Genomic DNA, 14,910 nt, shown 5'->3' with positions numbered 1-14,910 from the left:
GAACCGGCAACTTCTTCGATATGACCTCAGTAGAAGAGATACCCGAAGGAGTACCTTATGTAACCGCTCTGCACGGTAATTATCCCAATCCCTTCAATCCTGAGACCAGGATCAGCTTTACATTAGGGAAAGAGAGTGAAGTAAAGATCCTTATCTATAACATCCGTGGTCAGCTTGTTAAGAGTTTATTAGAAACACGGATGCAGGATGGTCCGCATACGGTTCTCTGGGATGGTAAAGATGATCTTGGGAGATTAGTCGGAAGCGGCTTGTATTTCTATACACTACAGACTGATGATTATCGAGCTACCCGTAAGATGCTGATGCTGAAATAAAAACCAAGCTATTATTCTCTGAATTATGATGATTTTACATGTCATAAATTTCTTGACTGATAATATCTAGTACCCTTTTCAGTACAAAAAATTGTAATAGGAGTTAATTATATGAAAAAAACTACTATCTTGATCCTAGCAATCTTTCTGATCGGTTCTTGGTTGATAGCTGATGAGATAATTTTTACTACACCGGGAGGATCTTTTAGTTTACAGATCAACGAATCTTCAAGAGTTAAAGACGGAAACACAGATTCAGGTACAATTATTGACAATATTGCTTTGAAACTGGAAGAACTGGAAATCAATTATCTTACAAAATTAGGCAGAATGGATCAAACCAGAGCAAAGAAGATAGTTGAGGAGATCTTTGCCTTGCTTGTTTTACTACCAACCGACTCCAATATAAAAATCGAACAAGTTACAACTCCGACCTCAACCACGACAACTTCTACCGGTGTAAACATTAACCTTGGTATCAGTGATCCCACTTCTATTCAAGAACCAACTCCTATACCTACACCAGTAGAAAGGGTACCTCAGGAAACAAAAACCCCGATGTCTGAATCCGATTTTGAGCGTTTGATCAATAACGTCAGAGAAGAGAGTTTTTCTGATGACCAATTACGAGTGATCAGATTATCCGCAAGAAATTCTTTCTTCTCAGTTAATCAGATCGTCAGAATGATCAATGTTCTGACTTTCTCTGATGATCAGTTAGAGGCTTTAAGAATTATGTACGATAAGGTTACAGATCCTGAAAATGGTCATAGTATAATCAATGCTTTTACCTATTCTTCAGATAAGGCAGAAGCTGAGAGGATTATTAGTAAATAAAGGATTTCAGTTTAATTGTTTGATCGTCAGGTATTGAGATACTTCCTGTTGAATGAGAGCAGGAATTATCTGATACCTGACATTTTTTTATTGTAAGGTAAGAGAAAACAGCAAGGAATCATGCCCTTCCCATTCTAGATGCATTAGATAAGATAAATCAACTCTTAGATGGGGAACAGAGGGCATATCTATGTTGATCCCTGCACCTAAACCCAGTCTTTTACTGTCAGCGGTAACCAGTTCCTGAGCATATCCGATCCTTAAGATCAATTCTCTTCTTAATGGTAGTTCCAGCCCGATATGAAGATTATCCTCTATGTCATAATAAAGCCCTTTATCAATATCAAGAGCAATGATAAAATTATTCTGATGCCGGGCATAACCAAGAGCTGAAGTCACTGGTAGATTCTCACTATACTTTCCAAGTGCTGTTCCGGCATTGTTTTTGCTATCCCATTTAATATTATTTAGCAGATTCTTGAATGTTAATGAAAAATGATCCCTTTTAGTAGGTCTTACTTTGAACCCGAGATCAAGTCCATATCCGAGAGCGGAACCGGTGACCTGATGTCCAATTAAGTAATCCGGTAATGATGTGAGATCATTATTGCCAAACGAAGAATAGAATATTTTGGAACTCAATCCAATACTAACTAATTCCTCAGGAATAGAATCAGAAAAGATAAGATTCCCAATAACAGCACCATCCATTGCCACGGAAGCATAACCAACAAACTCCGACATAACATCATCACCTGAATAGTACAGACCACTTCCCAGCACTAGTCTTTTATTTAAACGATGAGCATATCCCACGTATGAATAAGAGAAGAAATCCATTAACTGCAGATGTTCCAGAGACAAACTATTCCCTTTTTTCAGATCAGCTAAACCAGCAGGATTCCAGATCGAAGCACTGGCATCATCAACAAGAGTTCTGTAAGCACCACCTAATCCCCATGCTCGAGCTCCAATGATATCTTCTATAAATGCAGCTTGCTGATTACTATCTTTAGCTTGTAGTGGTATGATAAGGAAAATGATCAAGATCAGTAAAGAGATCGATTTTTTCATGGAAACACCTCTATCACTTCACCAGTACAAAAGTAGCTATTTTTTCCTGAAAGAAATTCTCTGCTTCTGAATCACTGACTTTCAGATGAAAGAAATATCTTCCATTTTGAGCTAGACGATTAAAATCTGTCATTCCATTCCACCAGTAGATCAACTCTACGGGATCACCATAATCATCAGGTCCTCGCATGCTGTGGATTGGTTCTCTTTCCGAGATAGTTTTTACTAAATTACCACGCATATTAAAGATCCGCCCTGTTACCCAAACAAAGGTCGCTTGAGTTTCTACTTTAAAACTGATCCGTAACCCCTGACCTTGATTTTGTTCATCAAAGATATGGATCGAATGAGGGGTAAATGGATTGGGCAATAATTGCAGATTGGTTATTTCTAAGTACCTTGATTGACGATCTGATGCAAATATTGCTGTAATGATTACTAACATGATCAATAAAATCAGTGTTGGTTTTATGTTCATCTTACCTCCGATATTCTTTTGTAATCTTAGGAGCTCTTGCCAAAGACTGTCAACCTAAAAAAAGAACTTATTGATGTGGGCTGAAGTATCGCTCTAGCGAGCATTATAATACTTGATTAGCAAATGCAGGAAAAAAAGATTGATAAGTCTGATTACTTTCTGGCGTTAAATATGTCAGGTTATATAATGAGGTACTTGTCATGGAACAGAACCATAGCTCAGAGAAGAATAATATTACTTTACAAGTTTTTTCTAACCATAATTTGGTAATCAGGTGAATCAATATGAGAAATACTGCTGGATACAAATTTGTTTTATCATTGCTGTGCCTTGGCTTTTTTTGCTTGATAAAAATAACATGGCTATCAGCCTTTAATGGTAACTTGATAAATTATATTTCTTCTGATATGGGTAATATAGGTCAAGAAGAGCGACAGACAACGATCTATTACCACAATAACAGCTTAGATCAATTGTGGTATGGCACTAATCGTTGGGCTGTCAAATTTGACTTACGTACTATCGCTAGTGTTGATTCTTTTACTGTTGAAACCGTTAGCACCTATTTCCCTCAAGCCGGTAATAACTATAACATCCTGATCTATCAAGATTCTATACAGCCATTGGACTCTTTAGCAGTTAGTATAAACGATATATCAATTTCTGCTCAGGGTTGGAACAATTTTCATATACCGACTAATTTTCAGGTTACCGGAGATATATTCTGGCTTGTAATCGAGTATGATACAAATGCTACTAGCAGATATATGGCTGCATCGGCTACTGGAGGAGAACATAGCTACTTTTGGGTTCCACCAGATGACCCTATACCCGGCTATTTTGCCAATATGGCTGAGACAAATATAGTCTCTGAGCTTTTAATCTCGATATCTGGTACGATGCATTTTGATGGAAATGATCTGGAACTTTTATCTTTCGATCTTACTGGTAATCTTAATCCCGGTGCCACAGTTTTTCCGGAATTCAGAGTTAAAAACAATTCATCATCAACAGTAGATGATTTGGTCGGCATCAATATTCAACTTCATAATCCTGATCCAGAAATGCCTTCCTGGAACATAACATATCCTCTACAGTTGAACCTTGCTGCGGGAGCTGATACTTTAGTAACTGTAACAGAACCTGTATATTCATACCGTCTTCCGGGTAATCACGCTCAATTTAATCTCCAAGCTGAATTACAGTACGATGGAGATCTCTATCCTAATAATAATCTAATTAGCTATTCGTTCAATATCTTCCCCAACAACAGAGATAAATATCTGATAGAGAATTTTATCCGTTCAGATCATCAGGCAAGTATGAATATCATTAATGACCAACAAACACTGGCTGCTGATTCTTTATTTTTTTTGAATTACTTCTTTCATCCGGATGATCAACCTTATTATAGCCCAGATGCTGCTCTGCAGAAAGATTATTACCGCTTATCGGGTTATCCTTTCACTGTGATTGAAGGGAAAAGTAATATTGCCGGATATTCTGCTGAGTATTCTGATCTTGTTCTTGATATCTTAGCTGATAATTTTCCTAAAAAAACTTTCATCTCAGCATTAAGCGAAAGCGTGGAAAATACAATTGATCCCAATGATCTAGTGATCCAAGTAAGGTTTGATATGCGAAATGACAGTACATTTATTTTTGCTGATAATCTTGCTAATCTAAAGTTGTTCATTGCTTTAGTTGAAAAGAATAATCCTGATATACCCGGCTCTCATCTGATTCATCTCCATAGATACCAATCTGCCGGTGCTCTTAATCTCGGGTTTGGGTATGAAGAGAGCTTTTTCTGGGGATATAGTTTACAAACCATAGAACCAATTTATTGGGAAATTAGTGTCGAAAATTTTGCTCACTTTGATGTAGTCTATTGGCTACAGAATAGCCAAAAGAAAGACATATATTATTTGGGTAAGTGGGGACTGGATGAATTTGAGCTTGTCGTTTCGGTAGATGATGATCTTTATTCCGAAATTGTTCAACCAACAATGAGCTTATTCCCCAATCCTCTCACAAAAAATGATCTTTTGATGTTTCACTTTGAAGGGACAAAGTCAACCCAAGAGATAAATGTTAAAATCTATAATATCAAGGGTCAATTGGTAAAAGAATTGTCTGACAAGGTACAAGATTCGAAAACAGAGATGAAATGGGACGGGATTGCAGCTAACGGAAGAGATATTGGTAGTGGTATCTACTTTGTAAAAGCAGATTTTCATGATTTCCAAGGTCATAGATTCTCTTTATATCAGAAATTTGTTGTATTGAAGTAGAAACCGTTAATGCGTACAGTTAATATTCTTAATCGCCGCTATACCGAATTGACAGGAGTAATCCATAACCATAGTAACTCATCATACGACTGCGATGTTACTCTCGATACTATCCTGCAGGCAGCAATAAAGAACCGGCTTGATTATCTCACTATTAATGATCATCATGCTTTACCCGATGAAGAAGAAATCAAACGATCTTTGCATAAGTTCAAAGAAGAAAGGGCTTATGAACCCTTCTTATTAGCAGGGGCTGAACTAAACGATTCTGAGGAGTATCATCATCTCTTGACTTTCGGTAGTAAATTCCATGAAAATAATAGATCTACCGAAGAATATATTGATCTGATAAAGAATGAGGATGGAGTGATCTTCGCCGCTCATCCATATGAGAAACGAGTTTGTAAAGACTATCCGCTTTATATTTGGGCAAAGATCGATCTTTTGGAAAAAGTAGATGGATTGGAGATCTGGAATTATTCATCAAGTTGGCTCTCCAAACTACATCCTCGACGTAATGGAATATTTCTTCTCCTTTTCCCTAACTGGTTTGTTAGAAATCCTTTTCGGGAAAACCTTATTCTTTGGGATAATCTAAACAATAAAGGTCTCAGAATCGCTGCTATTGGTAGTACAGACGCTCACGGTACTAATTACAAAGCACTCTTTTTCCGATTTAGAATTTTAACTCATAAATTCCTGTTCCGTACAATTAGAACTAATGTTCTTCTTAGCGAAGATGTTAAACTGAGTAATGACAGCATTCTTAATGCCCTGAAGAATGGCAATAGTTATGTTGTTAATTATACATTAGGCAATCCATACAATTTTTATGCAGCTATAGCTAATGATGCTGGCGATGGTGTAAGTTTCGGAGAAGAAATTGAATGGCAAAAGAATCTGAAGTTTTTTTACATGTTACCAAAAAACTGTTCCGTTAAGCTCTATAAAGATGGCTATGTTCAAGCTCAGCAAAATAATAGCTACGGATCATTCTCGATCACTTCATCAGGGTATTATCGGCTTCAGATAGAACGTTTCGGAGCAAGCTGGATAATTACCAACAATATATATGTGATAAAAAATAGCAATAGTTAGATTTTTAATCTGATTTCTGATAAAATGTCATTCAAAGAATCGTTCTTTCAGCAAGCTTATGAATTAGCAGAACAGGGACGGGGTAAATGCGGGATCAATCCCTTTGTTGGGGCTTTATTGGTAAAGGATAACCGCATAATCGGATCAGGTTTTACCCAAAAATGTGGCAAGAACCATGCTGAAATTGAAGCTATCCTTAATGCTCGAGAATCTACTGCCGGTGCAGAGTTATATGTTACTTTAGAGCCCTGTTGTCATCAAGGTAGAACTCCACCATGTACTGACGCAATTATTAAAGCAGGAATAAAAAAAGTTTATGCTGGCATAATTGACCCCAATCCTTTAGTAAGCGGAAAAGGTTTTGAGAAATTAAGAGCTGCCGGTATCGAAGTTCAGGATGGCTTTTGGCAGCAGAAGATCGAGAAGCAACTGGAATATTACTTAACATACCGGCGAAAGAAGAGACCTTTCATATTTATGAAAAATGCAGTTTCACTCGATGGAAAGATCGCAACTGATGCTGGTGATTCCAAGTGGATAAGTTCTACCGAGTCTCGTGAATATAGCCACCTTTTACGCAGAGAAGCAGGAGCTATAATCACAGGGATTGATACTGTACTCAGTGACGACCCACTTTTGAATGTACGGTTGGATGGTAAATCAGAACCGATACTGAGGATTATCCTGGATAGTCGGTTAAGAATTCCTTTAGAATCAAAGATCGTTACCACAGCACAAGAAATCCCAACCATTGTTTTTAAAAGTGAGGATCATACTGATTATAATACAGAGCAAATGCTTACCTTAAAGGGAGTGCAAGTAAAGTCACTTCCGGCAGTTAATTATGAATACCTCTCTCTCCCAGCTCTTATAGAAGAACTGAATAAATTGGAATTACCGGTCCTTATGATCGAAGCAGGACAGAAACTTTGCAGCTCTTTTCTGAGAGCCGGGTTAGTCGATAAGATATATTACTTTATCTCTCCTAAGATTTTAGGTGGGAAAAATTCGGTCTTTGATGAGTTAGGTATTGACACTCTTGCTGAAGCAATCAATATCAAGATTGACAAAGTAGAAACAGTAGGAGATGATCTACTCATCATCGGATATATCATGAAGGAATAATTCAAATAGAAAGACAAGTATAACAATAATTGCTTTATTATGTATACGTAAATTGTTGACTTATTTAGTTTTTGGCGGACTTTAACTATTTAAAAATCTTAAGAGGTGCTAAAATGATAAAGTATTTTATGCCAACCAAGATCTTTTGGGGAAAAAATTGCCTGCAAGAATCAGGAGAATTTCTAAAAAAAATTGGTACCAAACCTTTAATTGTTACCGGAAGAAGCTCTGCTCAACTTTCAGGTGCCTTACCTGAACTAATGCAGATATTATATACTCTAGATTTTACTTTCCATCATTACGCAGAGATCGAAGAAAATCCCGAATTAGAAATAATTCATAAAGGAGCTGAAATCTTTAAAGCACAAAACTGCGATTTCGTAATAGGCATTGGTGGCGGAAGTCCTATAGATGCAGCAAAAGCAATCTCAGTTATTGCTGCGAATAACCTGAAAGAAAGAGAGATCTATGAAGCAGAGAAGATAAAGAACGCTTTCCCTATTATAGCCATCCCAACAACTTCAGGAACAGGTACAGAAGTCACCCCTTACAGTGTAGTTTCAGATAGAGAGCAAAAGAAGAAAGCAGGTTTTGGTAATCCTCTCATGTTTCCTGCACTAACTTTTTGTGACCCTAAATACACTTTCAGTTTACCGGAAAAAGTGACTATTGATACGGCCTTAGATGCCTTAAGTCACCTACTGGAAGGCATTTATTCTAAAAAACGCTGCGATTTCCTTTTTCCACTTATTTTCAACGGTATTAAAACCATCATTGATAATCTGCAACCTACTTTGAGTGATCCAAAGAATTTTTACTTCCGTGAAAAATTGATGTCTGCTTCTTTATACGGTGGTTTTGTCATTGCTCAAAGCAGCACCACTCTGCAACATTCGATTGGTTATCCTTTAACAACACATTATGGACTGTCTCATGGTTTGGCAAATGGAATAGTTATGCAACAAATAATGGAATTATATCATCCTGCTATTGAAAATGAGTTGATCTCTCTCTTCAGATATCTTGGTATGTCACGAGACACCTTTTATCATTGGTTGAATAAATGGCTCCCCAAGACAAAGCTCAATCTTCCTGAAGATTTTATAGAACACGCATCCATTGAAATTATGGGAAGCAGAAATATGGCACAGAACACTCTAAAAATATCTCAAGATGAGATCAAAGCTATCCTCCACAGATTATAGCTATTAGATGACTATAACTAATCGTAACTACATTTAACTATTTTATCAATAAGAAGTTAAGCATTGCTGTTGTCGTAGCTGTTCTGTATGAAATGAACTCCTGGCATTTAAACAATATCCATTGCTTACCATAAGGAAGGAGCGTAGTCGGATGGTGGCCGACTACGCTCCTCCCTTATGGTAGATCATAGTTATATATTTGTTAATTGATCAGTTGGTAAGATGATAGGGAATGACTAATCTAATTTTGTTCAATCTAAGTAGTTTTGATTACTTTGTATGATCTAACTTTTTTTTACACGCTATACATCTATCAATGGTGTAGGTTTGTTCTGAAAGGAGACATTGATCTTTGTTTGAGCTTTGATGTTGTTTATGAAGTTATTCATAAGGTCTTCAACTATGGCGGGGTGGTTGTTCTCTTCACTTAAGTGGGCTAGAATTATGTTGCGTAGACCGGAATGAAAAATCTGGGTTAGAACTCCAATTGCCTGATCATTAGAGAGGTGTCCGTTAATACTTTTAATGCGTTGTTTAAGTGGCCATGTGTATGGTCCTTCCATCAACATTCTCATATCGTGATTACTCTCCAAGATCAGAGTAGTAGAGTTTTTGAGCTTTTCGAGCAGCATCTGAGAACTGAAACCAAGATCAGTCGCCATTCCTAATTTACGATCAGGGTCTCCGATTTTCCGGATAGTAAAATTACAGGCATCAATAGCATCGTGGGAAGAGGGAAAGGGATGAACTTCCAGATCACCGATCTCGAGATAATCACCTGCTCTGAAAAAAATTATGTCGGAATCTACTCTCTCAAAGCGTCTTAAAGAAGCAGAGTAGGTAAGTTCTGTAATATAGACAGGGATCTTTAACTTGCGGCAGATAACTCCGACACCTTGTATATGATCACTATGTTCATGACTGATCACAATCCCTTTGATTCTTTCATGGGAAAGTGTTAAATGTTGCAGGGCTATTTGTGTCTGTCGCCAGCTTAAACCTGCATCGAAGAGTAGTTCGGTCTCTTCTGTTCTGACAAGAATACAATTCCCTTTGCTGCCACTCGCTAATACTGCTGTTTGAAACATAGGTACTCTTATGAGTTATTCATCTTCTTTATTAATATAGATATATCTATTGTTTAGTTTATCATACTCAGTCCATTCGGCATTCTCGTCCTGTACGGCATTTATCAGTTGCATCACACCGGTAGTTTGGGCATCGAGATTGTCAGCATAATGAAGTACAACTGCTTCAATAGTCTGTGGTAATCTAACTGCCCCCTTTTCGTATTCACCGTGATGGGAGAGAATAAGATGTCTGATTTTCATTAATAACTCGTCCGGAAAGGCATCGATATTGGCAGCTTTCTTGGTAACAATTTCATCAGCGATACTTATGTGCCCTACCAATCGACCGATGTTAGTAAAATCAATGGCAGCTTTCATATTATATTCATGAACTTTGCCGATGTCGTGTAATAAAGCACCGGTTATTAAAATATCTTTGTCAACTGGATAGTGATGAGCAACAAAGTCACAGATAATTGCCACGGCTATGGTATGCTCTAATAAACCACCGGCGTAATTATGATGCCAATTCTTGGCAGCAGGCGATTTGATAAAATCTGCCAGAAATTCCTGATCCTCAAAGATAGAAAGGAGAAGTTTCTTGAGAAACTCGTTGCCAATACCGTTGATATAGGCAAAGAGATTATCAGCCAACTGGTTGATATCTTTAGAGGTAGTAGGGATAAAATCCTTTAATTCGTATTCATTCTCTTCAGCAACCCTGAGATTATTAATTGCGATCTGTAGTTGTCCCTTGTAATCCTTTACCATGCCCTTGATCTTAATGATATCTCCCTCTTCAAAAAGCTCATTGCTCTGCTGGGCATTAGTCCAGATGTATCCATTAACCGAACCCCCTTCATCTCCTAATCTCATCCGAATGTAGAAGTCCTTTACACCCTGTTTTAGCTCTTTCTCCTGTACAAGAAAGTAGCTGACGATATCTCTTCCCAGATATTGGGGTAATTCACGAATGGTTATTCTTTCCATCTTTGTTTCCTAACTTTATTTGTTTAACTTTTTATTAAAGCTGAAGTTAAGGCATATTTCTGCCTGTTCTTCCTTCTTGATCAATAAAGTATTCTAGCTCTTAGTTTGACCCTTAATTCGATCAATGTTCTTTTGTGCTAATTCAGATTGAGGATCTATTTCCAGGCACTTTTCCAAGAGTTGCAAAGCATCTTCCTGCTTACCCTCTGCTTCATAGATGACAGAGAGATTATTCAAGACATTGATATCATCATTCTTCTTCTGTAATAATTCTTGGTAGAGTTTCTTGGCAATCTCATATTTTTGGAGCATCTGATAGACAAGAGCCAAATTATATTTATATTCATAGAACTCGGGATCAAGTTCCACTGCGGTTAAATAATGAGCCAAAGCCGTAGCATAATCTTTCATCAATAAATAATACAAACCATTTAGATAATGCAAATCAGGAGAATCGATAAGGATTTCTTGATATTTGTCGAGATATTGTTTTGCTTTTGTCATTTCCTGTTGAGAGATATATCCCGAGATGAGGATGATGGCTTCTCTTTCTCCATAATAGAAAGTCGGGCTGCCAATAATAAGCTCCTTAACGAGCCATTTACTCTCTTTGATCCCCAAGGTCACTGTTAGATCATACTTATTGTTGATTTCAAAATAGACCAATGCCTCTTTTCTGTTCTCAGAAATAGCAGAGATCAGTAGATGATGGTTAGAGATCATTTTTAATAACCGATTATTTTGACGCCGGGAGATGTAGTTGTTGTTATAGAGTTCCTCATTATACTTGTCTTTTCCGTATAAGTATTTAATGGATTCGTTCCAATCATGAGCTATGAGTGAATCAATATAATTTTCAGCAACTTTTTCATATTCTATCTGATTTCGTAGATTTTCTTTGGCTTTTGCTGTTTGTTCATTCAAATCATTATTGTTGGTGAATTCGATTTTTAACTTCTTTTCTAAATATCTTTTAGGCAAGATGAGATATTCCCTGACAGCTGATAAGTAATTGATCAGGGATTGCTTACCCTCTTTAGTTTCAGTCAATTCAAGCGGTATCTGTCCGGCAAAACTTTCAGCTGGAGTTGCACACCAAATATCAAAGAATCGCTTTGTTAGATCACTTAATTCCTTTATAGAATCTACTTTTGCCTTCTTGGGTATCTCTGTAAAGATTGTTGTTCCTTCTTCCTGTATTATGTAGGCACATTCATTAGGACATTTACGATCTGTCCGCATACCATTACAGCATATCCAGCAAATATCTTTCCCCTTTCTTGGACAATAGCGCTGTGCCCGATAATTATCACAGAGTTTACAAATTTTGTGTGCTTCGGCAATCTTTATACTCAAATCGGTTTACCTCTTTTTAAGTTTAATTCTTAATCTTCTTCGTCCATTAATTGCGGCATTCTCCGTTTGAAGGTTGAATTTCTATATAAATTCAGTACCTTTCTGACATCATTTTCACTAAAACCTTGTAGAACTATATCTTCCGGTGCAGCATTCTTATCAAACAGGAGATATAAGATCTCATCCAGGATATCATAACTAAGTCCGATCTCATCTTCGTCTGTTTGTCCATTCCAGAGATCAGCAGAGGGGGCTTTTTCGATCAATCTCTTATCTAATTTCAAATGAGCAGCTAATTGACGGACTTCAGTCTTGTAAAGATGTCCTATCGGTTCAAAAGCACAGGCATTATCTCCGAATTGTGTTGTATAGCCGATCAGAAGCTCAGATCGGTTACCTGTACCAACAACAAGAGCATCATGAGCTGCAGAGAAATCGTACAGAATACACATCCTGATCCGAGCCATGAAGTTTCCTCTTCTGATTAGAGATGCATCCGGTTCATACTCAGAGAAATAGTAATCTACCAGTTGGGTGATACTGATCATTTCATGGTTGATCTGAAGTTTTTCTGCCAGATTCAGCGCATCATGCACATTTGCCGTCTTTGTAGTACGAAAAGGTAATATAATCGCATGGACATTACTACTACCCAATGCTTCGGCACTTAAAGCAGCAATAACAGAAGAGTCGATCCCCCCTGATAAACCTAAGACAACCTTATTTTTGCCGGCTTTGGTAACGTAATTTCTGATAAACTCGATAATTTTAGTCTTCTCTTGCTCTAAATCAATTTCTCTCATAACTTACTTTTTCTCTTAAAATTCTTCCTGATAGGGGTGACAGATTATCTTTAAAATATGTGAATCAATCATGTTCTTGCTCTGTTTCGGCTCTATTAATACTGCAGTATCAGGTATCTCGTTGGTACCGGCAATTGAAATTACCAGTGAACCGGTTGGGATGAACTTTTTGTCTACTGCCCAGACAGCATTCTCGATACAATGTTTCAGGCTCTCAGGAAGATTTGCTAGAGTTGCAGCCATTACTTCCATAGGAAATAGTGTCCGGTATCGCTGAGAAGAAGAATGATGTGCTTCATTGATCAAGTGTTTCCCTTTAAGAAGCTTGATATTCTTGTTCTCTAAATCCTGCTGTAAGGCAATGAATTCGTCATTTGATAATTCTTGGTATTCCGGACTCAAGACAAAGAGAGTGGTAATTTCAGGAAACAGAAAACTCTCAGCTAACTCTGGTTTAGAAGATGCAACAATGAGATATTCCGGATGAGATATACCGATTTCCTTCTCAACTTCCTTTAATAGTTGAGGCAGTATAGGTTGACTCGGATCTAACAGATAGTCCATTTAAGTAGTATTGTTTATTTAAGGCGAATTTCTAAGCCAGCTCTAAGACCGATACCGGACATTTTTACTTCATCCCAGGTGATCCCCAAAGCATCTTTTTGAATGTTCTTTTTCATTACTCCACCGTTGTAAAACCCTTCTCCATAAACATTGATATTCGTACTAAGGGGATACTTTGCTCCTAATTGGATCATCCAGTTGAAGCCATTATAAAAATTAACTTCATCAATCGCCTCGCTAGGTGATTCATCTTCATCACCTGCAGCAACAAAAACTTTCTCCCAGAGAAGTCCCCAACCTAAACCGACACCTCCATAAGGAATAACAGGAAGATCAGCCGGTATTCCGACTTTCAAGGTCGCCATTAAGGGAAGATAATATGTAGTCAAATCGGAACCGACTATTCTCGGTTCAACATCTAATCTATCAGTTTCTGCAGGAACATTTATAGTTTTCATTTCTCGGTCATTGCTGTAATAGTAATCAAGCCCTAGACCCATTTCCACAATATTATCGACGTTATATCCTAAAGATAAACCCGGAAAGATGCCGGTCTTCGCTCCCGAGGGAGCCAGAAAACCCAAACGGACATTCAAGCTCTGAGAAGCAAACAGAGCGGGTATTAAAAAGATGCTCAATGCTAAAATCAATAAACTTCTTTTCACAAAACCTCCTTGATTTTGAAAAGAAAAAGAGTAAGGACAACCAATGGTAATCCTTACTCTGAGGGTCGATTATTTATTTACTTGAAAAGTTTTATCGCCGCTTTGAAAGAAAGCTACTATTTGCTTAGCTGCTGCTATACCGGCATTAATATTTGCCTCTTCAGTCTGAGCACCCATTTTTTTAGGGGTGAAGAAATAACGACCTTCATATTTAGTAGCAATCTCTTCTTTTACTTCAGGAGCTATATCGGATGCGTATTTAAAATCAGGTCGGGTCTCAAACATTTGTAACAGACAATGTTCGGAGATAACTTCGGCTCTCGCTGTATTGATCAAAGCCGCTCCTTTCTTCATTTTAGACATTAGATTAGAATTGATTGAACCAACGGTGTCTTTAGTTTTCGGTAAATGTAACGATATGTAGTCGCAACTGCTGTATAATTCTTCTACTGTTTTTAGCGGCTTAATCCCCTCTTTAACAATGACATCTTCAGGAACAAAAGGATCATAAGCATAGATATCCATGCCAAACCCTTTTCCTATTAGCGCCACATATTTTCCAACATTACCATAAGCGTGAATACCTAGCTTCTTGCCGCGTAACTCTGTGCCACTCTTACCTGTGTAACCTTTACGTGCTAAATATAGCATCATACCGAAAGCTAATTCCGCTACAGCATTGGAATTCTGACCCGGGGTGTTCATTACTACTATCTGTTTCTTGGTTGCCGCTTCCAGATCAACGTTATCATAACCTGCTCCGGCACGAACTATTATCTCCAGATGAGGAGCTCTCTCTATGACTTCCGCAGTCATCTTGTCACTACGTACAATAACGGCATTAATATCAGACAGAGCATTAATTAGCTCTTCTTTTTCCTGATAATTTTCCAACAATACAAGCGAATATCCGGCATTACTGATGATCTTGCTGATTTCATCAATAGCTGCCTGTGCAAACGGCTTTTCCGTAGCTACTAAGATTTTCTTAGACATGGTTCCTCCAAGGTTTTTAT

15 protein-coding genes are annotated in these 14,910 nt (G+C 37.6%); 6 read left to right on the top strand and 9 right to left on the bottom strand.

What is annotated here, in order from left to right:
• Both K0B81_04975 and K0B81_04970 read left to right on the top strand, forming a co-directional pair.
• Positions 1-335, top strand: a 335-nt coding sequence (locus K0B81_04975) for a T9SS type A sorting domain-containing protein (GenBank protein ID MBW6515957.1), incomplete at its 5' end; no start/stop codon positions are given.
• Between the two features lie 111 nt (positions 336-446).
• Positions 447-1,172, top strand: coding sequence for a DUF4476 domain-containing protein (locus tag K0B81_04970; protein ID MBW6515956.1), 726 nt, complete (start codon positions 447-449; stop codon positions 1,170-1,172).
• An 87-nt stretch (positions 1,173-1,259) separates the two neighbouring features.
• Here K0B81_04970 and K0B81_04965 read toward each other — a convergent pair whose 3' ends face one another.
• Positions 1,260-2,246, bottom strand: a complete 987-nt coding sequence (locus tag K0B81_04965) for a hypothetical protein (GenBank protein ID MBW6515955.1) — start codon at positions 2,244-2,246, stop codon at positions 1,260-1,262.
• A 13-nt stretch (positions 2,247-2,259) separates the two neighbouring features.
• Positions 2,260-2,724 carry a hypothetical protein gene (locus K0B81_04960; protein MBW6515954.1) on the bottom strand — a complete coding sequence of 155 codons (465 nt, stop codon included), beginning with the start codon at positions 2,722-2,724 and terminating at the stop codon, positions 2,260-2,262.
• A 407-nt stretch (positions 2,725-3,131) separates the two neighbouring features.
• On the opposite strand from K0B81_04960, the gene K0B81_04955 reads away from it, so the two are divergent.
• The 4 genes from K0B81_04955 (at position 3,132) to K0B81_04940 (ending at position 8,446) form a co-directional block, all read left to right on the top strand.
• Positions 3,132-5,018 (top strand): T9SS type A sorting domain-containing protein, encoded by a 1,887-nt coding sequence (locus tag K0B81_04955; protein MBW6515953.1) that lies wholly within the window; start codon positions 3,132-3,134, stop codon positions 5,016-5,018.
• 9 nt (positions 5,019-5,027) lie between these two features.
• On the top strand, positions 5,028-6,116 hold the full coding sequence (locus K0B81_04950) for a CehA/McbA family metallohydrolase (protein ID MBW6515952.1): 1,089 nt from the start codon (positions 5,028-5,030) through the stop codon (positions 6,114-6,116).
• 24 nt (positions 6,117-6,140) lie between these two features.
• Entirely contained in the window at positions 6,141-7,241 is a 1,101-nt protein-coding gene (ribD, locus tag K0B81_04945; protein MBW6515951.1) for a bifunctional diaminohydroxyphosphoribosylaminopyrimidine deaminase/5-amino-6-(5-phosphoribosylamino)uracil reductase RibD, read from the top strand.
• Between the two features lie 113 nt (positions 7,242-7,354).
• A complete protein-coding gene (locus tag K0B81_04940) occupies positions 7,355-8,446 on the top strand; it encodes an iron-containing alcohol dehydrogenase (protein ID MBW6515950.1) in 1,092 nt (363 codons plus the stop codon).
• Positions 8,447-8,748: 302 nt separating this feature from the next.
• On the opposite strand, the gene K0B81_04935 is transcribed toward K0B81_04940, so the two are convergent.
• The 7 genes from K0B81_04935 to K0B81_04905 all read right to left on the bottom strand — a co-directional run bounded on the left by K0B81_04935 (position 8,749) and on the right by K0B81_04905 (position 14,890).
• Positions 8,749-9,534 carry an MBL fold metallo-hydrolase gene (locus K0B81_04935; protein ID MBW6515949.1) on the bottom strand — a complete coding sequence of 262 codons (786 nt, stop codon included), beginning with the start codon at positions 9,532-9,534 and terminating at the stop codon, positions 8,749-8,751.
• A 15-nt stretch (positions 9,535-9,549) separates the two neighbouring features.
• The gene (locus tag K0B81_04930) at positions 9,550-10,506 is read right to left on the bottom strand and encodes an HD domain-containing protein (protein MBW6515948.1); all 957 of its coding nucleotides are present in this window, start codon (positions 10,504-10,506) and stop codon (positions 9,550-9,552) included.
• A gap of 93 nt (positions 10,507-10,599) precedes the next feature.
• Positions 10,600-11,862, bottom strand: coding sequence for a tetratricopeptide repeat protein (locus K0B81_04925; GenBank protein ID MBW6515947.1), 1,263 nt, complete (start codon positions 11,860-11,862; stop codon positions 10,600-10,602).
• Positions 11,863-11,891: 29 nt separating this feature from the next.
• Positions 11,892-12,665 (bottom strand): NAD+ synthase, encoded by a 774-nt coding sequence (locus K0B81_04920; protein MBW6515946.1) that lies wholly within the window; start codon positions 12,663-12,665, stop codon positions 11,892-11,894.
• A gap of 15 nt (positions 12,666-12,680) precedes the next feature.
• Positions 12,681-13,229, bottom strand: coding sequence for a hypothetical protein (locus K0B81_04915; protein MBW6515945.1), 549 nt, complete (start codon positions 13,227-13,229; stop codon positions 12,681-12,683).
• Positions 13,230-13,243: 14 nt separating this feature from the next.
• Positions 13,244-13,894, bottom strand: a complete 651-nt coding sequence (locus tag K0B81_04910; GenBank protein ID MBW6515944.1) for an outer membrane beta-barrel protein — start codon at positions 13,892-13,894, stop codon at positions 13,244-13,246.
• A gap of 69 nt (positions 13,895-13,963) precedes the next feature.
• Entirely contained in the window at positions 13,964-14,890 is a 927-nt protein-coding gene (locus tag K0B81_04905) for a 3-phosphoglycerate dehydrogenase (GenBank protein MBW6515943.1), read from the bottom strand.
• Positions 14,891-14,910: the final 20 nt, after the last annotated feature.

This window comes from Candidatus Cloacimonadota bacterium, from assembly GCA_019429305.1.
Taxonomy (GTDB): Bacteria; Cloacimonadota; Cloacimonadia; order Cloacimonadales; family JAJBBL01; genus JAHYIR01.
This window is presented reverse-complemented; position numbering and strand designations above follow the sequence as displayed.

Coding starts and splice junctions, on each gene's coding strand:
- K0B81_04935 (MBW6515949.1), bottom strand. CDS start 9,534: ATGTTTCAAACAGCAGTATTAGCGAGTGGCAGCAAAGGGAATTGTATT.
- K0B81_04915 (MBW6515945.1), bottom strand. CDS start 13,229: ATGGACTATCTGTTAGATCCGAGTCAACCTATACTGCCTCAACTATTA.
- K0B81_04920 (MBW6515946.1), bottom strand. CDS start 12,665: ATGAGAGAAATTGATTTAGAGCAAGAGAAGACTAAAATTATCGAGTTT.
- K0B81_04960 (MBW6515954.1), bottom strand. CDS start 2,724: ATGAACATAAAACCAACACTGATTTTATTGATCATGTTAGTAATCATT.
- K0B81_04955 (MBW6515953.1), top strand. CDS start 3,132: ATGGGTAATATAGGTCAAGAAGAGCGACAGACAACGATCTATTACCAC.
- K0B81_04940 (MBW6515950.1), top strand. CDS start 7,355: ATGATAAAGTATTTTATGCCAACCAAGATCTTTTGGGGAAAAAATTGC.
- K0B81_04905 (MBW6515943.1), bottom strand. CDS start 14,890: ATGTCTAAGAAAATCTTAGTAGCTACGGAAAAGCCGTTTGCACAGGCA.
- K0B81_04930 (MBW6515948.1), bottom strand. CDS start 10,506: ATGGAAAGAATAACCATTCGTGAATTACCCCAATATCTGGGAAGAGAT.
- K0B81_04950 (MBW6515952.1), top strand. CDS start 5,028: ATGCGTACAGTTAATATTCTTAATCGCCGCTATACCGAATTGACAGGA.
- K0B81_04965 (MBW6515955.1), bottom strand. CDS start 2,246: ATGAAAAAATCGATCTCTTTACTGATCTTGATCATTTTCCTTATCATA.
- K0B81_04970 (MBW6515956.1), top strand. CDS start 447: ATGAAAAAAACTACTATCTTGATCCTAGCAATCTTTCTGATCGGTTCT.
- ribD (MBW6515951.1), top strand. CDS start 6,141: ATGTCATTCAAAGAATCGTTCTTTCAGCAAGCTTATGAATTAGCAGAA.